Genomic DNA, 22,345 nt, shown 5'->3' on the forward strand with positions numbered 1-22,345 from the left:
TGCTACTAATATCTCCATGTCTCATGTTATGTTCCTTGTTTTTTGATTGAGAGTTCCTACAAACCCTCTATTTGAATTTATAAAATAGTTGTGTAAATGGATCTATAATGAATATGAAAACTTTAATCATTATGATTATTCTGGGCGAGTTTTAACTTTTTTGTTCTATTTAGTAGCCTATTTCTAAAAAATGAGGTTTTAGCCGCTCTATTTTATGGTTATTTGATTTTCACCTCCACTAAGCCATATAGCGCATTGATGCAATAGATTTTAGCCGCTCTTTGCAAGTCTTGTAATTTTAAAGGGGCATGCCCAACAAGACCCTTTTTTAACAACCCCATCACACCCGTCCCATTTAACGCACCCGCACTAAAATAAGGGGTTAAAAGCCTGTTGTGGATTTCTAAAATGAGATTGCTCCTAGCGCCTTCAGTGAGTTCTAAATCCTGGTTATAAAAGATTTCATCAAAAATAACGCCTTTTTTAATGAGTGCTCGGGCGTTTTGATAAAAAGGGGCATAAGTGGTCTTATGGTATAAAAAATCATTATGCTTATCAATGGGAGCTTCACTCAAACGAATTTCTAGGCTTTTTAAAGGCTCTAAGGCTTTGTATTCTTTAATGAGCTTGCCCTTTTTATTGAGTAAAACCCTTAAAACCCCTTCTTTTTCTAATTCAAAGTCTAAAAGATTTTCATCATGTTTGAAATTGAAATATTGGGCGCTATTCATTAAGCGTTCTTTATGGGCGTTTTTATTATTAATCTCTAATTTTTGATCCTTTTTGATAATTTTCATCGTCTCCACGATCTCAAATTCTATTTTGGGCATCACAAAAAAGGATTTTAAAAAGCTCTCTTCATATTCTTTTAGCGCTTTACTTTGATAAGTTACCCCACTCCCTACCCCCAAATGCAAAAAATCTTCATGCGTTCTTTTTTCTAAAGTGCGGATAGGCACGCTAAAAAGGGCTTTTTTTCCTCCAACCATGCCTATCGCCCCGCAATACACCCCCCTAGGGCGTTTTTCTAATTCTTCAATGATTTGCATGGTTTTGATTTTAGGGCATCCGGTCACCGATCCGCAAGGGAACAACGCCTTAAAAATCTCAAACAAGCTTGTTTTTAGGGGCAATTGAGCTTCAATCTCGCTTATCATTTGATACACGCTCGGCAAGCTGATGATTTCAAACAATTGATTGACTTTCACGCTATTTTTTAAAGCTAAACGGCTCAAATCGTTACGCAATAAATCCACAATCATCACATTTTCGCTTCTGTTTTTGTCATCATTTTGCAAAAACAATCGGTTTTTTTCATCTATCAAGGGGTTATTTGAGCGAGCGATCGTGCCTTTCATGGGTTTTGTAATAATCTTAATCGCTGTGTCCAAAAACTCTAATTCAAAAAACAATTCCGGCGAAAAGCTTAAAACACTCCCAAACTCATTTTCTATCAAAGCCTTAAAAGGCGTGTTTTGGTTGTGTACCACTTCCTTAAAAACGCGCTTTGGTTTGGCTTTAGTGTCTAAAAATAAATCCATCGTGAGATTCACCTGATAGGTATCGCCGTTTTTTAAATGTTCTTTAACGGCTTTAAACTGCTTGAAATAAGTTTTTTGATCTAAAGAGCTGTGGATTTTAGGGTAAAACGCATGCTCTTTTAAAGGCTCTAAAGAGTATTTTTTTCTTTCTAAAAATTGTTCAAAATACAAAAAAGGGGTTTGGCTTTGAAAAGTTTCATCTAAAAACGCTAAACGCGCTTCATACAAAAGATACCCCACAAAATACCCATTCCCCCTATTTTGAGAGATGAAATCCAGGGCGTTTTTAAGCTCATTAAGATTAGTGGCTGTGAGTTTTTTAACGCTTTTTTGATATTTAAAATCCCCAAAAATCATTTAATTTCTAGCAACCGCTTCGTATTTGTCTATCAAAAACACCGGATTATAGCTCATTTTAGACCTTCTCAAGCCCTCTAACCCTAGATCTTCTTCTCTGTTAGCGTAAGTTAGATGGCTAAATTCATTCAAAAGCAATTGCTGGTTGATGATTTGATACGCGCCTGCAATATCTGTACGGGCTTTTTCAATGTGGATGAGCGCGCTCTCTTCGTTTAAAACTTCTCCAAAACTAAACGAGACTATTTCCCCATTAACCCTAACAAGCCCCCCTTTCACATCCAAGCTTTCATAATTTTCTAACACGCTTTGAATGCCCTTATTTTCGTTGATTAACCCTATATCATCGGTTTGGCTTTCTAAAAACCATGTTTTGGAGGCTTCTAAAACTTCCTTTTTATTTTGAGGAGAAATTTTTTCATAAACAAAATTCGCATAATTGGTTAGAAACTGGTTTAAGTGGTTTTTTTTCTTATGGTATTTTTTCCCTTTGAGCGCGATCAATTCTTCAATAGAATAAATATAATCGCTCCTGTCTCTGTTGTAAGTGAAATCAAACACCCCTACAAAATTGTCTTTCAAATCGTCTTTTTGCTCTAAAGTCAGGGAGTGGAATCTTAAGTTTTTTTCTAATTTCAAAAGCTCTTTTACGCATTCAAACGCATTCTTACCGATAGGATAGAAATAAAAGGGTTTTTGGTTTTCATAAGTGGTTTGAATCACCAAGCAATCCCTAATCACAGCCACTTGAATAAGCCTTGCGTGCTGCCATAAAAAGCAATTGGTAAAACTCACATCCGATAAAACGATTTTTTGAGCGCTTAAAAACCTTGAAAACAAGTCCTTATGCGCTAGGGTAATTTTTTCAAACATAACAACTCTCTTTTATTTTTTTAACTCTTTGAGGGCGTTTTCTTGAAATTTTCTAGAAATCTTAAAAACCTCTGTATAAAAACCCGTAAGAATTTCTCCATTCAAATGTTTGAAATCCCTTTGGCCGAGTCGTTTTAAAATTTCTCGCTCTCTTTTAGGGCAATAAATGGGGCTTTCTTGTTTGATGAGAGCGATTTTTAAAGCGATTTCTAAGCGTTTGTCTAAAAGATCGCTTAATTCATTATCCAACGCATCAATTTCAGCCCTTAAATTTTCTAAAAGACTATCCAAATTCTTTTGCATCTAATCAAACCCCTTTTAAGCCTTCTTCTTCTAGCCGCCATAAATCTTCTAAAGCCTCTCTTTTTCTTATCACTCTGATTTTGTGATCTTCTAGGGCTAACTCTAAGAGTTTGGGGCGCGAATTGTATTGACTGGCCATGCTAGAGCCATAAGCCCCAACCTTTTCTATGACTAATTTATCGCCTGGCTCTAATTCTGGCAAATTGACATCTTTTAAAAAAGTGTCGCTGCTCTCGCACACAGGCCCTACCACATCGCAAGGCAAGATCTCACGCCCTTTAGAGGGCGTTATAACCCTTATGGCATGCTTAGCATGATACAAACTGGGGCGTAAAAAATCATTCATGCCCGCATCCACAATCACAAAGCGCTTGTTTTGAGCCTTTTTTTCATACAAAACCTGCGTGATCAATTCCCCACTCTCAGCCACAATCGAGCGGCCCGGCTCACAAATAATGGTCAAATCCAAGCCTTGAAGCGCGTTTAAAATCCCTTGCGCGTAATCATAAAGCTTAATCGTTTCTTCATTTTCATAGCTCACGCCAATGCCTCCGCCCACATCAAAAAAACGCAAATCTATCCCTAGCGCGATCAAAGATTTAGCGATTTTAGCCACCTTTTGGCTCGCTTCTATAATCGGATCTAAATCTAAGAGCTGTGAGCCGATATGAAAATGCACGCTAACAGGCTCTAAAAACGCGCTTTTTTTAGCCCAAAGAAACATTTCTAAAGCTTCTTTTTCTCCCACGCCAAACTTATTTTCTTTCAAGCCGGTAGAAATATAGGGGTGCGTTTTAGCGTCAATGTTCGGGTTGATTCGAATGGAAATCCTAGCCTTTATCCCTAAAGATTGAGCGATTGTTTCAATCGTTTTTAATTCCATAAAACTTTCTACATTCAAAAATAAAATGTTGAGTTTTAGGGCTTGTTCTATTTCAAACGCGCTCTTACCCACCCCGCTAAACACGATCCTATAAGGCTTGATCCCAGCTTTTAAAGCCCTATATATCTCGCCTATGGAAACGCAATCCGCCCCGCTCTCTAAATGCGCCAATAAAGAGAGGATACTCAAATTAGAATTCGCCTTTAAAGCGTAGCAGATCAAAGATTTACGCCCTTTAAACGCTTCTTTATAATTCAAAAAAGCCTGTTTGATTTTGTCAAAATCATAGAGGTAAAAAGGGGTTTTATAAGTTTGAAACAGCTCTTCATAATTAAACATGGAAAAACCTAACCATAAAATTTGAACGAAGCATTATAGCAAAAAAGCTAAAACGCCACTCGCATGCCCACATTCCCGGTTATATTAATGTCCTGGTATTGCAAGCCCATCTTAAGCCCCACCCCCGCATTCACATACATCAAACGCCACAAATGCATTTCACCTCCTGTAATCACGCTCGCAAAAGTGTTGAAAACTTCCCCCTTGCGATACAATAAAGTGTTCCCGCCCACAAAACGCACCACATTATCGCCTTTAGAGTTGATCAAAAGATCCCTACCCAATCTCGCCGTTACAAAATAATAGGAATTTTGACCAAAATACTTACGACTCTCTAGCCCCATGTTGAGCGTTAAAACCGATTCGTTAGAGGGGTTTGAATGCATGAGAAATTGTTTGTAAGCGGCATCATTCATTTTGCCTTTCATCCCGCTCAAGCCTATAAAATGATAGCTCACGCCCACTTGAGGTTTTAGCACCACGCTTTTTTGTTTGAACATGAAATCATAGCCGTAATTCCCGTTCACGCTCGTTGTCCAGGTGTTGTAGTTGTAGCGTTGGTTCAACACAGAGAGCAAAGGATTAGAAGAATTGATACTAGTTGCATTGCCTCCATAAGTTTCATTCGCGCTCAAAGTGAATTCGTTTCTTTTTAAAAAAGCCCTCGTATACATCCCCACATCCACATTATTACCCAAAGAATGCATGATATTCCCATTAAAGCCGCTATAGCCATAAGCCACATAACCCCCAAGGATCACATTTTTAACTAACCTGTCATAGCCCACATTCAAGCCATAAAGCGTGCCATTGCCTCCAGAAATAAAGCTCGCTCCCCCCACCCCTTGAACCCAAAGGTTATTGGGGTGTTTGCTCAGTTGAGAGTATTTGACAAAGACCTCGCTAGGGTTAGGATCGCTAAAACGCTTGTTTTTAAGCTCTAACAAGCGATTAGAAAAATCAGACTCTCCCTCTCTAGCCCTAAAATCAGAGAGTTTTGTCAAACGGCTGGTTTGTTGGGTGTAACCCGCCAATTCTAAAAGGTTGGTAGCGTTATCCCTAAAATTAGGGTTAGAAATCAAGCTTGCGGTGTTTTGAAGATCTTTTGTTACGCCTAAGATTTCATTCAATGAGTGGTTTTCTAAATAAATCGGTGCAAAAAGCGGGTTTTCTTTAGTTTCCATCATCAATATTGAAAGCCACTTGATAGCGTTATTCCCCCCTATAGCTTCAATTTGATTCAATGCGCTTTGCCCTTGAATGCCCGCAATGTAATCTTGTAAGGTAGGGGGGGTAAAGTCCATGATCTTATTGCCGTAAGACATTTTAATCTGGTCATGAAGAACAGAAAGGCTTAAAATGTTGTTTTGAGAAGCGTTGTTTGAGTTAGGCAACGCTACGCTTAATAATAACCCCTTATCTTGCAATAAAACCCGTTGGCCCAAATAAGTCAATACGCCGTTTTTTTCCTCTATGTGGTTTCCGTTGATATTGATTAAGGTATAGAGCTTCAAATACGATTGCAAGCTGTTAGGGTTGATATTGTAATCAATGTAACGGCTGCTTTTTAATAAAGTGTAAGTCGTATTATCCGCCATGCTGTTATTGACATTTATAAAAGGCGTTTGGGTGGTGTTGAGGTTGATGATCCCCTCTGCTTGAATGAGCGGATTTACAGGCGTTTGAGAATTTTCTAAATTAAAATGGATCGTTCCCAAATTATTCAAAGCCCCCCCTACTTCTAACCCATAAATCCCGGTGCTTAAAGAAGCGTTTGAAGCAATTACTAAATTTTGAAGCACCTCTATTTTTTGCGTGGCGTTGTTGTTAAACGCCCCTTGAATGTTTAAGTTATTCGTTACAAAGCTGGCGTTTTTCTCTAACACCGCTTGGTTGGAAATCGTGAGGTTGTTGGCTTGGAATTGAGCGTTATTGTAAAGATACAGGTTTTTAACATTTGTAGAACCTTTAATTTTTGAAAAATCAACCACCCCGTTAGCGTAAATATTGCCTGAAAAATTGAAATCATTCGCCGTAACCATCAAGCTCTCATCGTTATTATTCAAGGCGATTGGCGCGTTATTTGACGCATTATTAGAAGAAGCACCATTCGCGCTTTGGGTGCTAAGCGCGCAAGGGTTTGTAGCGTTAGCTGTAGTTGGATCGCTTTGTTGCGCGCAACTAGCGTTGATAAACAGATCGCCTTGAGATACAGAAACATTGTTACTACCGGCATTAATCTTAAGACCGTTGCTGGCATCAAGCGTGGTGATGTTAATATTAGAAACTTGATTAGACAATAAATTGAGCGTTCCAAAATGGTTAGTGAAAGCGATATGATTGTTTCCGGCAAAAATGAGCGAATTTCCTGCGTTAAAAGAGAGCGTGCCTCCATTAGCGTTAGAGAAAGTGGAATTTTGCACAAAAACATTGCCTTGTGCGTTGAAATTAAAATCCCCTTTTTGCCACACTTGACTCAAACCATAGGGAGCGAAAAGCCCCTTTTTACCAAGACTAGGGATCAAATCCCCCAAACCTTGTTCATAAATAGACCCTAAGCCTTTAGCCGCTAGGACTTTGTCTAAAACGCTTTTAATCTGCTGGTTTTGCAACAAGCTTTCTAAAGAATTGAGCGTGTCTTGGCCTAAAAATTCGCCAATCATTTGCTTGCCTAAAGCCACTACATCGTTTTGTAAAGCCTCGCTCGGTTTGACAATATCTTGCAACACCACGCTTATGACTTGCCCTATATCGTTAGCGGAAATAAAGCCGGTGATCTGATTGAACAACCCTTTTTTACTCAATAAATCATTGATGGACATGCTCCCTATAAGCTTTTCAGGGTTTTGCAAATCAATGCCCCCTAGTCCGGCTAATCCCCCCACTAGCCCGGTCCAAAAGCCTAATTTTTGCCTGATCAAATCCTTAATCGCCGTGTTCAAACCGCTATCGTTCATGAGATTATCAAAGTTATTCTGCCCCAAAAGCTGGCTTAGGGTTTGATTTTTTTGCTCAGGCGTTAAATACCCCCCAATCACACTACCACTCCCTAGCGTATTTACTATCAAATTCCCTAATCCCCCGGCTTTATTAATGGATTGCACCGCCACTTCGCCCAAAATATTAGCGAGCCCGGCTTGATTGAAAACCTTATTGATGCCCTCTTGGCCTAGCATGCTAAAAATCCCATCGGTTTGCGAGCTTACGATATTAGCCTGGTTGAGAATGAGCGAAGTTTGGCTGTTAAAAGTTACGCTAGCGCTCCCCCCAGTCCCCCATGCGTTCCCACTCCCTAAAGTGCCGGTAAGATAAATTTCTTTAGCGTTAAAAGTCGTGTCAATATAGCCCAAATCAGCCGAGCTGGACTCCAAAAGCTGCCCTAAATAAGTGCCTCTGAATTTTTGGCACACAATATCAGTATAATCGCAAGGTGTTTGATAGCCCAAGCCCCCAAAAACCACCGCACTATTGGTGTCTGTTTGCCCTATTTTAGTCGCTCCTATAATCAAAGCGCCGTTATTGAAATTTTGCACCACCGAATTGTTTGCGTTATCAATAAACTCGTTAATGTTTTTCCAATCGCTAGGCGTGATGAGTTTGGTAAGCTGGTTTAGCGCATCGCCTTTTAAATCGCTCAAACTTGAAAGCGAAAAATCATTCCCTAATATCTTTTTGATTTCAGGGTAGAGTTTGAGCGCCATTTGGCCTAACGCTTTGATATTATTGAAATTATAGCCCTTGTTATAGATATGTAACGCGCTGATAGGGTTGCCTTGCGCGTTATAGGTTTGCGAGATGACAGAATATTCAGAGCTTAGATTGTTATTTTTCGTGGTGTTGTTACTGCCACTGGCTTGATAGGATTGGTTGGGGTTATAATAGCCTTTCACGCTGCTCGTGAGATAAAACACGCCTTGTGCGTCATCGCTATAAGAATACACGCCATTAGCGTTGTTATAGACTTTTTGGTAATTAAAGATTTCAGAGCCAATGTTATAGAGCGTGTTTTTAATGCCTGGGATTTGAGAGAGCGTAACGCTTAGTTGGTTGTCTTTAAAGCTCTCGGTGATTTTTAGGGCGTTATTAAGGGGGTTAGTGAAACTATAAGTTTGGTTTTTAGCGTCATAAATCCCGTCATTGATACGCATGCCAAAGAAGCTGATACGCTCATACCAATTACTATTCATGCCCGCTTGAATGATGTTATACACACGATTTTTATTATCGTTTAGATCGCTTAGTAAATCAATGTTAGCGATATTCAAACTCCCTTGATCGCCAAAAACAAGCTCGCTGTTTTTCAAATTCAGCACGCTACTGTTGTTAGGGTTTAAGAGGTTGCCTCCCAAACTTAAGGGCGCTTTAACATCAAGGGCTTGATGGAAAGTGATGGGGCTTTGAGAAAAAGCGTTATCATAGAAATTAAACGCCGTGTTAGAGGTGATAGCACTAGAGCCTTGAAAATCTAAAGAAGAGTTATTGCTTAAATTAAACTGCCCTCCTAAAGAGACCGCCCCCTTAAACACGATAGAGGAATTACTCAAACTCGTAGTAATATTCGCTGAATTGAAATTAACCGCTCCGTTAAAATTAAGGTGAGAGCCATTACTCGCAATCAAGCTCGCATAATCGTTGATCGTGGCGTTGTTGGAAACATTAATGGCGCTTTGGTTGAGGTTGAGCGAGCTGGTGTCGTTCACATTCAAATCGCCTTGAAGTTCTAAGGTTGAATGGTTGCTCGCATTGATAGAGGCGTTTTGAGAAAGATTGATCGCATTGGCTTGAATACTGCTTGTCCCCACTGAAACGCTTAAATTGGAATTGTCAAACGACACGCTATTAGCTGAAATTTGATACAAACCAGAGCTTAAATTCGTGCTGTTGGTGAAACTGATCGCATTAACGGCATTGAATTTAAAAACAGATTGCGTTGTCCCCACATAGCCTCTAAAAGAGCTGTTAGAAAAATCCAGATTCAAAGCGTTGAAACTAAAATTGGGGTTGCCTTTATTTTGCGCGGTATCGTCTATAAAATAGGAGTTTTGAGCCTGAATGTTCGCGCTGTTAGAGATAAAATTCATAGACGAGCTTTGCGTGCCAGCGGCGCGGTTATACAAAGTCGCGTTCGTTAAAAGAATGCCTTGAAGCCCGTTAAAATTAAGGCTCGCGCCCCCACCGCTAGAAATGCGGTTCCCGCTTTCAATGCTGCCGGTGATGTAAATCTTTTGCGCTTCATAATGCCCTGTGATAAAGCCTATGCATTGCAAATTCCAGCAATGCCCGCTCGCATCATTACTCCCTGCTCCCTTATTGTCCCCAAAGCGAATGATGGTGTTAGATTGCGGCGCATCGCTCGCATTTGTCCATATGCTTTTAGCCCCAAAAACGATCGCGCTGTTTTGCCCGGTGAATGTTTGAGAAAATTCCGCCTTAGTGAATAGAGTTTTCCCGCTCGCATAAAAATCAATGCTGTTGTCATAATAGTAAATGGTGTTGTTTGCATTCCCTAAATTATTGTTATAGCTATTAGGCATGTAGGTCATAAAACCGAGAGCGTTTTGATAATATAAGTGATCCGATTTTTCCATATCCACATAATCAAACACCATGCCAACGCCCAAACGCCGGATAGAAATGCTGTTTTGTGAAAAAATCTCTTGGAAATTGTAGGTTTGGTTATTGAAAGAATACACCACATCATAGACGCCATTACCCGCGCTAGAGACGAGTTTTTCACTGCTAGCCCCATGCCCTTGGTAGTTGATGAGCTGCCATAGATTTTTAGCAAAAGCGTTGTTGTATTCAATTTCTTTAGAAGAGCTTACAAGGGTGATAGGGTTGCCATTTGTGATAGCTTCACCAATATTAATCACCGAATGAGCGTTAAAAGTAATTTTCCCATCGCCAAAAGACAAAGGAGCGTTCAGGTTTTTTAAAGTGATGTTGTTTAAAGTAACCTGCCCTTTCACGCTCGTATTCGTAGGGCTATTAAAAACCACATTATCAAAGGTTGCATTCCCTGAAATATTAACAGAGCCGGTATTATTAAAATTAGCGGTATTTTGAGAGCCATCACTAGAGTTCCCAAAAACAGCGTTCCCGGCGATTTGCAAATTTGAATTAGCGTTAGTGAAATCCCCCACAAACGAAGTGGTTGCGTTAGAATTATTGAAATTAAAAGAAGCACTGTTGTTAAAGTTAGCGTTATTGAACGAAGCGTTTTTTGCGCTAATCTCAAACGAACCGCTATTGAACTGGTTGTTATTTGAAAAATTCAAGCTATCGCCACTGAATTGGTAACTCCCTCCATTAAAGTTGGTGTTTTCAAAAGTCGCTTGCCCTGCATTGAAAATGAATTTCCCGTCTTTGGCTTGGTTAGTGAAAGTTGCGCCATACACGGAAAGTTTGCCGTTAGAATTTAAACCCTTCAAATTCTGCGAATTGTCCATGCTTTGCGTGGAAAAAGTCATAGAGCTTGAATAAATCCCGGCGTTATGTTGCGTGATAGTAGCGTTAGCGATATTGATGCTATCTACCCCATTAAAGACCAGATTGGCTGCCCCACCGGTGCCTATACGATTACCAGAACGCAGATTCGCTGTGATATATACATGATAGGCGCTATAAGTGCCATTAGTCGTGCCTGTGCATTGGTAATAGGGCCAAGGCCCGCAATGCCCATTAAGAGCGCTCCCTGAAGTATCCCCAAAAGACACCGTGCCGCTAGAAGAAACGCTATTTCCAGTCCATGTTGAGTTATACCCAATCACCAAATTACTACCACTAGCGCTAAAAGTTTGTTTAAACGAGTTAGTGTAGCTCCCCCATATTTGAACGCTCGGCAAGTAATAAGTCCCGCTCTCTGTAAAATTTTGGGATTTAGGGATGTAATATTTATGGTCATACCAAGGCATGTTAGAATTAATATAATTTGAAGCGGATAAGTCAAATTTGGAGCCGTTAATGACAGGGGGTGGCGTGTAAGTCCCGCTCTCTAAAGCTTGGATAATAATGGAATTAGGGCCAAAAGTTTCTTGCAGTTTGTAGATAGTATCCCCTATTTTGTAGCCCACTTGATAGACTTGCGTAGAGTTTGTAGAGGATTTAGGGGGCGAAGAGTCAGTATTTTTAGATGTTGCAGCACTTTCACTCAAAAGCTGTCCGGTAACCCCATTGTAAGTGATCATATCCCACAAACCTTGAACGAAACTTTGCGGTTTTGAAGAGCTTTCGTTCGTTTTTAAGGCGTTTGTCAAACCATTGATTGCATGGTTTAAAAGACCGCTATAAGTGATCCCACCGCTAGAATTTAAAATCGTTACACTCTTCTCACTGCCTAAACTTGTGAGGTTGAAAGTCGTCCCTTGAGTGAGAGTGATTGTAGAACTCCCAAAATCAAGGGTTGATCCATTGTTCAAATCATTTTTACCGCTTAAAGTAACGCTACCACTAATGGTCATGTTGTTTGTATTAATAGAAGTATTGAATGTCGTGTTGTTAAAACTCGCACCCTCATTAATGGTGATTTTACCGGTATTGTTAAAATTAGCGTTATCAAAGGAAGCGTTTTGGATCGTTAGTTGGTGGTTTGAATTGTTAAAGGCTTGCTGAAAGTTCACAAAGCCCTTAAGAGTGGTAGTGCTGCCGCTAAAAGAGCTGTTTTGAATTTGGGGGTGCTGAGCGTTATTCGTTGGATTAGTTTGGTTATTAAAAGTAAAAGTCCCCCCATTAAAGGAGCTGTTTTGGAAAGTGGCTTGATTGTTAAAAATATAAGTAGCGTTGTTGAAATTCGCGCCATTAAAAGAGCTTGTGCCTTTAAAATTAAAACTACCGCTATTAAAGGCGGTGTTATTAGTAGCGCTAAATCCTTTATTAAAAGTGAATGCCCCCCCATTCCATTTCGCCCCGCTAAAAGTAGCGTTCTCTTCAAAAGTGAAACTGCCGCTTGCATTGCTAAAGGTCGTGTTAGTAGCGTTAGTCGTCCCTTTAAAAGAATAGCTAGGCCCAGAAGTGGAGCAATTAGCCCCACTGCCAACTTTAGCTAAAGAACTGCAAGTATCCCCACTTAAAGAAACCGAATTAATGGTAATGGTGCTGTTGGCATTGCCTATATTCACTTGCGAAGTTTTATACGCGCTGATATTGGAATTGATAGTAACCTTATTGGCGTTCAAGTTTAAAGTGGCTATTCCCGTGTGCGTGCCAGCTCCCGATCCCACACGATTGCCCACTTCTACGCTGTTATTCACATTGATAGTCCCAGCGCTAAAAGTAACATTAGTATGCCCATTAGGATACCAAGAAGTGAAGCTATTCCCACTACTCGCACCTAGATTAAAGGTAGCGTTACTGCCTAATTCAATATTTAAATTCCCCCCATTATATTCCCCTCCGGTGTAGTTATACAGACCGCTTAAAAAATAAGTGCCGTTATCATTTTTTAAATTGGCTGTGATGTCTTGGTTGTTTTGAGTGTGGTAGTAATTAGCCGCATTACCCCCTGCCCAAGTTTTTGTGATGAGTTGGTTTCCTGTGTATTGTTGTGTTTTTTCCTCCCATTTGTCGCAACTCCATAGAGCATACCATGGATGATGCACGCATACCCTTTGGCTTTTTTCCCCCCAACTAAGCCCCAAAATATCCGTTCCATCTGCATACACCCCACTAGCAAACCCACCGATGAGTAAAGGCATAAGCCATAAAGGACGCTTTAAGATTGTTTTTTGCTTGCGTGTTATCTTTTTTGGTTTCTTTTTAAACTTTTTCATTAAATGCTACTTTCTTTTTCTCTAAATAGTAACTAAAAACTCTCTCCTTTAATCAAACCGCATTTTTTCCAAGCAAACGCCAAAAAAACAAAGCGCACACCAGCACAAACAATTCCTTAAACAGCCATTCGCTTTGAGCGTGCGAGCGGGCAAATTCAGCGCTTTGAAGCGCGGCTTCACCCACTTTTTGAGCGTTTAAAATATAAGGCGTGTAATAAAAAACAAAGAGCAAACACAACGCTCCTATCGCCACGCCAAGGATCAAATACACTAACGATCTTTTATAATAAATAAACGAAATGATTTCATAAAGTAACACCACAAAACCGATCGCGCCTAAAAGATAATTGAAACGCACAAAGATTTGCGCCATGAGTTTCCCGCTTTCAAAGGGAGTTAGATTCAATTCAGGTAAAATGCTTGAAGCTTTGAAAACAATGGGTGCGACTATCGCTCCTAGAATGATCAAAGAGCCGCCCAAAATACCTAAAAGAAGCAAATACACCCCTAAACCAAATTTTTTCATCTTCCACCTTTTTTAAGATTTTTGCAACAAATGGTTGCAATCCTTAAACTGCCACACTTGAACTAAAGGCATAAAAAATTCTAAAAGGGCTTGAATGTCAGTGATCCTATCTTTTAAACCGATAAACACTTCAATCTTCACGCCTTTTTCTAATAAAAATCTAATTATACGATCACTATACTTGTAATCCAATAAAAATTCTAATTCTTCTAAAGAACCCATTTTTTTAAAACGCTCCAATTGGGCGTTCAAGCCCACGGCTTGATAAAAGTTGTCCATGTAATTTTGCGGATCTTTTTGAAATGAAGAAAGTTGTAAGCGTTTGAACGCCAAACTCTTATGCGCTAGCATGCAAGGCGAAAACAATAACAAAGAATTGATGCGCCGCTGTTGTAAGATTTCATTATAGGCGTATTCTATCGCTTTAATCGCTCCCATAGAAAAGCCTGACACATCATAAGCCCCTTTTAAAAGCCACTCTTCAAACAAAACGCTTTCATTAACAAACCCAAAACCACTAAAAAAACGCATTTTCACCCGTTCAATAAATCATACAAATGAGAATGTTCTAAATATTCTTGCTCTAATAACAGAGTGCTCAACCGCTTACAAGCTGCAATTTGAGGCTTTAAAAACTCCAATTGCTCTTCATAAAGAACGCTTAAAGACTCTTTTGTGGGGGTTAAAAGAAGCTCACTAGCCATAAATTCATTCAAAAATTTCGCTTTTTGCAAGTCTTGTTTAGACAAACTATAACGCTCCTTATAGAGCAACTCTAAAACAATCGTCCCGCTCAAATACACTTTAATGCAATTTTTAATCTCGCTCTCGCTATGGATTTTATTTTCATTAAAAGCGATAAATTCCCCTAATAATGGCACTTTATCAAATTCAATTTCTAACCAATACGCGCTTAAGGCTTTCGCGCTTTGATAGAGAGCGACTAATTCTTTTTGGTTTTCGTCTAAGGTTTGGGGCTTTTTCTTGCCGTAAGCGATCTTGTCTTTCACTTCTAAAATGTCGCTCTCAGTGATTTCGTTTCGTTGGTGTTTTAGGGCGTTTAGAGCGCTTTCGTTGACTAAAGTCGCTAACATCGCCCCGCTAAAACCCACGCAAATTTTAGCAATCTTAAGATAGTCTAGTGCATGCTTTTTATTTTCTAAAAGCTTTTCTAAAATGCTCTGCCTTTCTAGTAAATCCGGTAAAGAAATGAAAATACGCCGATCAAATCGTTTGCTCCTTAATAGCGCTTCATCCATCACCTCCATTTGGTTAGTCGCTCCTATCACCACCACCTCATCGTTTTGCAAAAACCCATCCATTTCGGTTAAAAGCTGATTGAGCGTGGCCTCTCTTTCATCGCTCCTATGCCCTCCCCTAGCCTTACCCAAAGCGTCAATTTCATCAATAAAAATAATAGAGGGGGCATGCCTTTTAGCATGCATGAAAAGTTCATGCACTTTTTTAGCCCCAGCCCCTACATAAATTTGAGAAAACGCGCTCCCGCTTTCATAAAAAAACGGCACTCTGGCTTCACTCGCTAAAGCTTTAGCGATCATGGTTTTCCCCACTCCAGGAGGCCCGATTAAAAGCACGCCTTTAGGGAGAAAAATCCCTAAATCCTGGTATTTTTTAGGGTTTTTTAAATAATCTATCACTTCTAGTAATTCTTCTTTGACTTCATCCACCCCTGCAATGTCTTCAAAACGCACCCCTAGTGCATCGTATCGTTGGAATGCATTTTCTAATTCGTTTTTAGTCGCGCTCTCTAAACTCATTTTAGTATCCAATCGTTTAGGCAAGCGCCAAAAGATCCCAAAAAGCATGCTAGAAATGAAAAAAAGCAACGCTAAATTCATTTTAGAACCCTTGCTTAAATTTTCTCGTCTTTCTATGGGCATGCTTTCTGGGATTTTATAGGCTCTTAAAAAGGCTTCTTTGTTGGTTTTATAAAGACCCTTGTTAGCATAAAAATAATTTTCATCTTCTGTTAGAGTTTGCTTCGGGTGAGATTGGATCACATAAAAAAAGTCCTTACTGGATATGAGCCTAGAAACATCGCTCAAGACTAAAAAAAGAAGCAAGCAAAAAGTAAGGATCAAAAACCCTAACGCCAAAACAAGCGAGCGGTTTTTGATGCGTTTAAAGGGAGCGATGAGGTTTTCTAAATTTTTAGAAAACGGCATAATTTTCCCTCTCCTTAATTTCATACTCTTTGATTTCTAAAAAACTAGCCCTTAAAGGCTTATCGCTTTTGATTTTAATGGGGTTGAAGAATTGATCTAAGGCTTTAAATTCGCCGTCTTTTTGCGTTTCCACTAAAGCTTTTAGGGGCGTATTAAGCTTGAGTTGCAATTGCCTGAACGCCTTATTTTTATGCAAAATCAAATCTTTAATCGCATTCAAACGCTTTTTAGAATCTTCCAAACTCACGCTATCAGTCATCAAGCTAGAGGGGGTGTCTTTTCGTTTGCTGTAAATAAAAGGGTGGATGTGCGTTAAGGGCAAGCTTTCTAAATTTTTAAACGCTTCTTCAAAAACGCTTCCGCTCTCGCCCGGATGCCCCACAATAAAATCCGTGCCAATAGCAAAATTCTTAGAAGCGATTGTTTCTAATAATTCCCTATCGCTTTTAGTGCGGTTTCTTCTATTCATCCTCTCTAGCATGAGATCATGGCTGTGCTGTAAAGCGATATGCAAATGTTTTTCTAAAAAATCCTCTTTTAAAAGCTCTAAAAATTCATCGTTGATTTGATTAGGTTCTAAGCTCCCAATCCTTATGCGCTTTAACCCAGCAATCTGGCTTAATTTTTTAATCAATCTTGCGATATTACTCCCTTTATCTTTCCCATAGCTCCCCACATTGGTGCCGGTTAAAACCACTTCTTGAACCCCTTTAGAGCATAAAAGGCCCACTTGCTCTAAAATTTTCCTCTCTTCAAAACTCCTAGCTCTCCCTCTCACGCTTGGGATAATGCAATAATTGCAATCAAAATCACAGCCCTCTTGGATCTTGATAAACGCCCTAGTTTTTCCCACAAACTCGCTCACCATCGTGGTGTCTAAGTGCTTGTTTTCTAAATTGTCGTCTATAAAAAAACGCTTTTTTTCTTGCAAAAGCGCGTTAATCTTTTCTTTATTGTCATGCCCAAAAACGCCCTTTAAAAACCCTTTTTCAAAAAGCTCCTTGCCTTGGGTTTTCACCCCACAGCCAGTAAATAGCACTTCCTTATTTAATCGCGCCATTTTTTTAGCGTAACTCCTTACTGTGCTATCGGCCCCATTGGTTACGGTGCAAGAATTGATGATAATAATATCGGCTTCTTGTTCTTCTAAAGTCGCCCTAAAATCCTTCAAATTCTCGCCCATCACTTGCGTGTCAAAAAGATTCGTCCTGCACCCAAAAGTTTTGAAATAGACTTTTTTCATTTTTGTTCCCTTTTATTCCCAAAACCATCGCCTAGAAAATCAGCATCCACTTTAAGCAGCTTGCTGGTCGTATAAGCGATATGGATATTTTCTTCTTTCAAAAAAGCTTCAACAATTTCAGCCACAATCTTGCTCCTTAAAGACAGGGTCGCATACGAATTGGTTTGATACCACACCGAGATCTTTATCCCGTTACTTTCAGGCATCAAAAAGCATCGAGGCTTCACGCTCAAACTCCTTAAAGAATACCGGTCGCGCATTTTATTGAGCTGTTTATAGGTAATATCCGTGTATTCTTTAGACAATTCCGTAGCGATATTGAGCGCAATTTTAGAAGCTTTTTTAAAATCAGAATCAAATGTAACGCAAAAATCCACGCCATCCCAAACCGTTTTCATCCCAAAATGGCTGTAATTAGCAAACATGGTGGTGAAAATATAATTATTAGGCACAAAAATAATCCGGCCCGCTCTCCTGTTGTTCGTATAAGTGGTAAAGGTTACATCTTCTAAAATCGTAATGTGCAACATAGAAATATCCAACACATCGCCAATAAAAATATCCGTCCCCTTAGCGATACGCACCCTATCGCCCACATGCACGCTCCCCCCAATCAAAATAATAAACCACCCAAGCAAGCTCATGAACAAATCTTTCATCGCAATCGCTAAGCCCGCGCTCGCAAAGCCTAAAACCGTGACCAAGTAAGTAACATTTTCTAAATACGAAAAAAGAAAGATTAAAACGATCACGCTCACATTCACGAAGTTAATGGCTTTATTCACGGTATAGACGCGCTCATTATTTTCAATGTATTTACTAGAAATGATTTTTAAAATCCAAGCAAACACCACGCTCAAAAGGGCTGCTAAAAACACATAAACCAATTTAAAAAGCTGGTTTTTAACTTGAGATTTAACAATGCTTATAGCCTCATCGCTGTCTTTTTGGAAAATCCCAATCGTGGTTTTTAGAATGTTTTGAGCCCCTTGCAATTCCAGGCGTTTGGCTTGAGTTTGATAAATCTCATCGCTTAATTTCGCGCTTTTATCCAAAGCGTGCCACTGATTTAAAAGCTGGTGTTTTTGATCTAAAAGCCTTAAAACTTCTTCTAAAGAAGTCTGGTTGTTTTTAAGACTTTCATGCTTTAAATGCATGCTTTTAATGAAAGAAATGCCATCAATGATCGCAATAGGGTTAGCGATATTAGGGATATTGGGGATATTAGGGCGCTCTATCAAATCCTTAAAAGGATTGACCCCATAGCTTTCAAACATTTTTTGCTGGGATTCTAAAGCCTTTAAGGTGTGCTCTAAGGTGCTAATCTTTAATAAATCCTTGCTTTTTTTGTTTTTTAAACGCCTTAATTCCTGCCTCACGCTCTCTTTTTCGGTATAAATTTGATTGTAGATCTTATAGTTTTCAAATTTTTTCAACCACACATTATCGTCTTTGGCGAGTTTTTTATCCACCAAAGCCATTTGTTTTTGTATGGACAATAGCTCTTGGCTTTTATCTTCTGCTTGTAAAAACAAAAAACAAAAGAATAATAATACCCTTAATGCCATTTTTCTAACACCTTTATGATCGTTTCTTTAGGGATATGAGAGGCAATTTCAAACGCTCCAACGCCTTTAGGCAGAATGAATTTGATTGTCTTATTCTCGCTTTTTTTGTCTAAAAACAAGCGTTCGTAAAATTTTTGAATATCTGTGATTTGGTAATTAAATATCAAATCAAATTTTTTCAATAAATCTTCTATGCGTTCGTATTCTTTTAAAGTGAGCATGCCTAAAGAAAGGGCTAAATCATTAGCCATGCGTATGCCAATAGCGATCGCTTCGCCATGCAAAAACCGCTCATAATCAGTCTCTTTTTCTATCGCATGCCCAAAGGTATGCCCGTAATTGAGCCCAGCCCTGATATTTTGCTCCTTTTCATCTCGCGTAACGACTTGAGCTTTGATGCTAACGCTTTGAAAAACCACTTCTTCTAAACAATCTTTTAAATCCTTTGTTTCTAATATTTCTACCAGGTTTTTATCAAAACACACCGCCATTTTAATGATTTCAGCAACCCCTGCTTGAAATTCCCTTTTCTCAAGGGTTTTTAAAAAAGCCAGATCAACATAAACCGCTTTAGGCTGATAAAACGATCCGATTAAGTTCTTACCATAAGGCGTATTGATCCCTGTTTTCCCCCCCACGCTCGCATCCACTTGAGCGAGTAAAGTCGTAGGGATATTAATAAAATCAATCCCCCTAAAATAAATACTGCTCGCAAACCCCACCATATCGCTTATCACTCCCCCACCAAGGGCTATCATTAAAGAATGGCGGTTTAATTGCATTTCAAAGGCGTTGTTTAAAATGCGCTCTAATGAATTAAAATTCTTGTATTTTTCTCCGGACTCTATCACGCACACTCTCACTTCTAAAGCTTTCAAGCGCTTTAATAAATACGATAAATGCAACCCGGCCACGATGCTATCGCTAACGATGAGGGCTTTTTGTTTCAATTCAATTTCAGGCAGTTCCCCCAAAAACACTTTATAGCTTTTTTCTTTTAAAGGGATTAAAATTTCTTGCATTCTTTCACTCCGCTATGGGGATAAAAATTTGAGGGTTATCATCGTTTAAAAACGCTAATTTTTCCACTTTAGTGGATAAAAACCACCAAAAGCGCGTGTGCGTGATACACTCTTCAAAAGGCATGAAATGCAAAATGGGGTTTCTTAAAGAATTGAGATACATGATAGGATTTCTAATATCGGTTTGAAAAATCTCAATCTTGCGGTTGAGCGTGTTGGCTAAATTTTCATAATGATTGACAATCTCGTTTTTATAGCGCTTGTTAGGGTCAAAATCATAGAGCAACAAGCCCAAATCCATTTGCATAGACACGTCAAAAATCACTGAAGACATGTCTTCATTAATGCTTAAACTTTCATTCAAAACCACAATGCTTTGAGTGGTTTTAGACAAGCCAGAAGTGTTGGTTTTATAAACCGGGGTGGCTGTTTTGTGCAAGGCTCTTCGGTGTTTTTTCAAGAAAAAAAGCTCTCTGCCTACCACAATCAAACCCATTTTTTTTTGGTGGTCTTCATGGAGTTTTTGGATAAAACTTTTCCCATAAAAATCAAAATTCACTTCAATGCTTTCGGTTTCTAGCGATAAAAATTTATGGTAAAACTTAGGGCTAGTGGGGTGTAAAACCTGAATGTAGAGCTTGTAGCTCTTTAAATGTTTGTGCAAAAACAAGGCTTGATACACATCGCGCATCATCGCTTTTCGGCTTTGTAAGCGCATATCAATGTATAAATAAATGCTCTTGCCAAAGGGGGCTGGAAACTGCCCCACATTGCTTTTGACTTGATGATACACCGCGTTTAAGATTTCCGGATTGCCCGCCACTAAAAGAATGTCTCGTGGTTGGATAACCAAAGATTTAGTGGAGAGCAACAAAACATCGTTGCGATAAAGCCCTACAATCCTGTATTCTTTTTGCCTGATAGAGCCAATATGCCTGTAAGCAAAAATACTCCCAAAAGGCACATCAATCTCCATGATCTCGCCCTTGCCTAACCCAAACTCTCTAGGGGTGCTAGGGATATTAGGCAAACGAGAAATGAATTTATTGGCTAAAACTTCAAATTCATCAATCAAAATAAGCTTTTCATCTTTATTTTCTCCATTATTTTCTAAAGTTTTTTCACCATCTCTTTTCACGCTCAAAACCACGCGCATGCGTTTGAAATGGGTTTGAATGATTTTATGAATGATGCGCTGTTCTTTAAAATCTTGTATGATTAAAAACGCATCGCTCACCTCATCGTTTAACACTTGCAAAAGCCTGAAACTAGAAGTCGCATCAAAACAATGAAAAGCGAAAGTGCTCGGGTAATTTTTAGGGATAAGGCTCTCCTCTTTGACAACCACTATATAAAAATTATGATTAGAATAATGCCTTAGCACCAAGTCTAAAAAATTTTTTGCTACAATGCCATCTAAAATAAGGGCGATTTTTTTCAATTCCAAACTTCCTAAAAAATGATTACGCCATTATATCCAAGATTAAGGCTTAAACGATGGATTTTCAACTCCAAGCTACTGATGATAACGCGCGAGCTGGTCTTTTAAATTTGGCCCATTCTCAAGTAGAGACACCCGTTTTTATGCCTGTAGGCACGCAAGGCTGCATCAAATCTTTAGACGCTATGGATATGCAAGAAATTTTAGGCGCTAAACTCATTTTAGCCAACACCTATCACATGTATTTAAGACCGGGTGAGAAAGTGGTTGAACAATTAGGGGGTTTGCATCGTTTCGCTCAATTTCATGGGAGTTTTTTAACCGATAGTGGAGGGTTTCAAGCCTTTAGTTTGAGCGATAATGTCAAATTGCAAGAAGACGGGATCGTTTTTAAATCCCATATTGATGGGAGCAAGCATCTATTCACGCCCACTAAAGTTTTAGACATTCAATATTCTTTGAATAGCGATATTATGATGGTTTTAGACGATTTAGTAGGCTTGCCCGCTCCACTAAAGCGCCTTGAAGCATCCATTAAAAGAAGCGCTAAATGGGCGAATCTTAGCCTAGAATACCACAAAGAAAAAAACCGCCCCAACAACAACCTTTTTGCCATTATCCAGGGCGGCACGCATTTGAAAATGCGTAGTCTTAGCGTGGGATTAACGCATGGGGGTTTTGATGGCTACGCTATAGGCGGTTTAGCGGTGGGGGAAAGCGTAGATGAAATGCTAGAAACGATCGCGCACACCGCCCCCTTACTCCCCAAAGACAAGCCTCGCTACTTAATGGGCGTAGGCACGCCTGAAAATATCCTAGACGCTATCAGTTTAGGGGTGGACATGTTTGATTGCGTGATGCCCACCAGAAACGCCAGAAACGCCACCCTTTTCACGCATTCTGGAAAAATTTCTATCAAAAACGCGCCCTATAAATTGGATGATACCCCTATTGAAGAAAATTGTGCTTGTTATGCTTGCAAACGCTATTCTAAAGCCTATTTGCACCATCTCTTTAGGGCTAAAGAACTCACTTACGCTCGTTTAGCCAGCTTGCACAATTTGCATTTTTATTTAAAGCTGGTGAAGAACGCCAGAAACGCTATTTTAGAAAAGCAGTTTTTGAGTTTTAAAAAAGAATTTTTAGAGAAATACCACTCTTGTTCGCATTGAGTGGTAAAATGTAAAAATACTAAAAAGCATTTTTTACAATCAATGACAAAGAGCTTGCGTGAGCAAGCGATAACTTTTTAAAAAAGCGGTCTTGGGGGTTAGGGGGTTTCTTAAGGGGGTTAA

At 39.3% G+C, this 22,345-nt stretch carries 13 protein-coding genes; 1 reads left to right on the forward strand and 12 read right to left on the reverse strand.

Annotation, left to right across the window (positions count from 1 at the left end; translation table 11 throughout):
• Positions 1 to 218: 218 nt before the first annotated feature.
• From DBU79_RS05535 to DBU79_RS05590, 12 genes are read right to left on the reverse strand one after another with little or no spacing between them, the layout of a single operon-like run.
• A complete protein-coding gene (locus DBU79_RS05535) occupies positions 219 to 1,898 on the reverse strand; it encodes a bifunctional chorismate-binding protein/class IV aminotransferase (RefSeq protein WP_154411796.1) in 1,680 nt (559 codons plus the stop codon).
• Entirely contained in the window at positions 1,899 to 2,771 is an 873-nt protein-coding gene (locus DBU79_RS05540; RefSeq protein ID WP_134890246.1) for a DUF2156 domain-containing protein, read from the reverse strand. It lies immediately after the preceding gene.
• A 12-nt stretch (positions 2,772 to 2,783) separates the two neighbouring features.
• Positions 2,784 to 3,074 carry a chorismate mutase gene (locus DBU79_RS05545; protein ID WP_108540218.1) on the reverse strand — a complete coding sequence of 97 codons (291 nt, stop codon included), beginning with the start codon at positions 3,072 to 3,074 and terminating at the stop codon, positions 2,784 to 2,786.
• A gap of 4 nt (positions 3,075 to 3,078) precedes the next feature.
• Complete coding sequence (gene lysA, locus DBU79_RS05550; RefSeq protein ID WP_134890245.1) at positions 3,079 to 4,296, reverse strand: diaminopimelate decarboxylase; 1,218 nt, start codon at positions 4,294 to 4,296, stop codon at positions 3,079 to 3,081.
• Positions 4,297 to 4,343: 47 nt separating this feature from the next.
• Positions 4,344 to 13,064, reverse strand: a complete 8,721-nt coding sequence (gene imaA, locus DBU79_RS05555; protein WP_154411797.1) for an immunomodulatory autotransporter protein ImaA — start codon at positions 13,062 to 13,064, stop codon at positions 4,344 to 4,346.
• Between the two features lie 52 nt (positions 13,065 to 13,116).
• The gene (locus tag DBU79_RS05560) at positions 13,117 to 13,590 is read right to left on the reverse strand and encodes a DUF4149 domain-containing protein (protein ID WP_154411798.1); all 474 of its coding nucleotides are present in this window, start codon (positions 13,588 to 13,590) and stop codon (positions 13,117 to 13,119) included.
• 12 nt (positions 13,591 to 13,602) lie between these two features.
• Entirely contained in the window at positions 13,603 to 14,121 is a 519-nt protein-coding gene (bioV, locus tag DBU79_RS05565; RefSeq protein WP_154411799.1) for a pimelyl-ACP methyl ester esterase BioV, read from the reverse strand.
• 2 nt (positions 14,122 to 14,123) lie between these two features.
• A complete protein-coding gene (locus DBU79_RS05570; RefSeq protein WP_154411800.1) occupies positions 14,124 to 15,776 on the reverse strand; it encodes an AAA family ATPase in 1,653 nt (550 codons plus the stop codon).
• Complete coding sequence (gene mtaB, locus DBU79_RS05575; RefSeq protein ID WP_154411801.1) at positions 15,763 to 17,019, reverse strand: tRNA (N(6)-L-threonylcarbamoyladenosine(37)-C(2))-methylthiotransferase MtaB; 1,257 nt, start codon at positions 17,017 to 17,019, stop codon at positions 15,763 to 15,765. The genes DBU79_RS05570 and mtaB overlap by 14 nt, the downstream gene beginning before the upstream one ends.
• The gene (locus DBU79_RS05580; RefSeq protein WP_001218151.1) at positions 17,016 to 18,587 is read right to left on the reverse strand and encodes a mechanosensitive ion channel family protein; all 1,572 of its coding nucleotides are present in this window, start codon (positions 18,585 to 18,587) and stop codon (positions 17,016 to 17,018) included. The genes mtaB and DBU79_RS05580 overlap by 4 nt, the downstream gene beginning before the upstream one ends.
• Entirely contained in the window at positions 18,578 to 19,609 is a 1,032-nt protein-coding gene (gene aroB / locus DBU79_RS05585; RefSeq protein WP_154411802.1) for a 3-dehydroquinate synthase, read from the reverse strand. The genes DBU79_RS05580 and aroB overlap by 10 nt, the downstream gene beginning before the upstream one ends.
• A 4-nt stretch (positions 19,610 to 19,613) precedes the next feature.
• Positions 19,614 to 21,050 carry a COG3400 family protein gene (locus tag DBU79_RS05590; RefSeq protein WP_195834237.1) on the reverse strand — a complete coding sequence of 479 codons (1,437 nt, stop codon included), beginning with the start codon at positions 21,048 to 21,050 and terminating at the stop codon, positions 19,614 to 19,616.
• A gap of 56 nt (positions 21,051 to 21,106) precedes the next feature.
• Here DBU79_RS05590 and tgt point away from each other — a divergent pair, with 56 nt between their 5' ends.
• The gene (tgt, locus tag DBU79_RS05595; RefSeq protein ID WP_154411804.1) at positions 21,107 to 22,222 is read left to right on the forward strand and encodes a tRNA guanosine(34) transglycosylase Tgt; all 1,116 of its coding nucleotides are present in this window, start codon (positions 21,107 to 21,109) and stop codon (positions 22,220 to 22,222) included.
• Positions 22,223 to 22,345: the final 123 nt, after the last annotated feature.

Source organism: Helicobacter pylori (assembly GCF_009689985.1).
Lineage (GTDB): Bacteria > Campylobacterota > Campylobacteria > Campylobacterales > Helicobacteraceae > Helicobacter > Helicobacter pylori_CG.

Bases quoted from the DNA above. Each gene is read 5' to 3' on its own strand.
- DBU79_RS05535 (WP_154411796.1), bottom strand. From the start codon at position 1,898: ATGATTTTTGGGGATTTTAAATATCAAAAAAGCGTTAAAAAACTCACA.
- DBU79_RS05540 (WP_134890246.1), bottom strand. From the start codon at position 2,771: ATGTTTGAAAAAATTACCCTAGCGCATAAGGACTTGTTTTCAAGGTTT.
- DBU79_RS05545 (WP_108540218.1), bottom strand. From the start codon at position 3,074: ATGCAAAAGAATTTGGATAGTCTTTTAGAAAATTTAAGGGCTGAAATT.
- lysA (WP_134890245.1), bottom strand. From the start codon at position 4,296: ATGTTTAATTATGAAGAGCTGTTTCAAACTTATAAAACCCCTTTTTAC.
- imaA (WP_154411797.1), bottom strand. From the start codon at position 13,064: ATGAAAAAGTTTAAAAAGAAACCAAAAAAGATAACACGCAAGCAAAAA.
- DBU79_RS05560 (WP_154411798.1), bottom strand. From the start codon at position 13,590: ATGAAAAAATTTGGTTTAGGGGTGTATTTGCTTCTTTTAGGTATTTTG.
- bioV (WP_154411799.1), bottom strand. From the start codon at position 14,121: ATGCGTTTTTTTAGTGGTTTTGGGTTTGTTAATGAAAGCGTTTTGTTT.
- DBU79_RS05570 (WP_154411800.1), bottom strand. From the start codon at position 15,776: ATGCCGTTTTCTAAAAATTTAGAAAACCTCATCGCTCCCTTTAAACGC.
- mtaB (WP_154411801.1), bottom strand. From the start codon at position 17,019: ATGAAAAAAGTCTATTTCAAAACTTTTGGGTGCAGGACGAATCTTTTT.
- DBU79_RS05580 (WP_001218151.1), bottom strand. From the start codon at position 18,587: ATGGCATTAAGGGTATTATTATTCTTTTGTTTTTTGTTTTTACAAGCA.
- aroB (WP_154411802.1), bottom strand. From the start codon at position 19,609: ATGCAAGAAATTTTAATCCCTTTAAAAGAAAAAAGCTATAAAGTGTTT.
- tgt (WP_154411804.1), top strand. From the start codon at position 21,107: ATGGATTTTCAACTCCAAGCTACTGATGATAACGCGCGAGCTGGTCTT.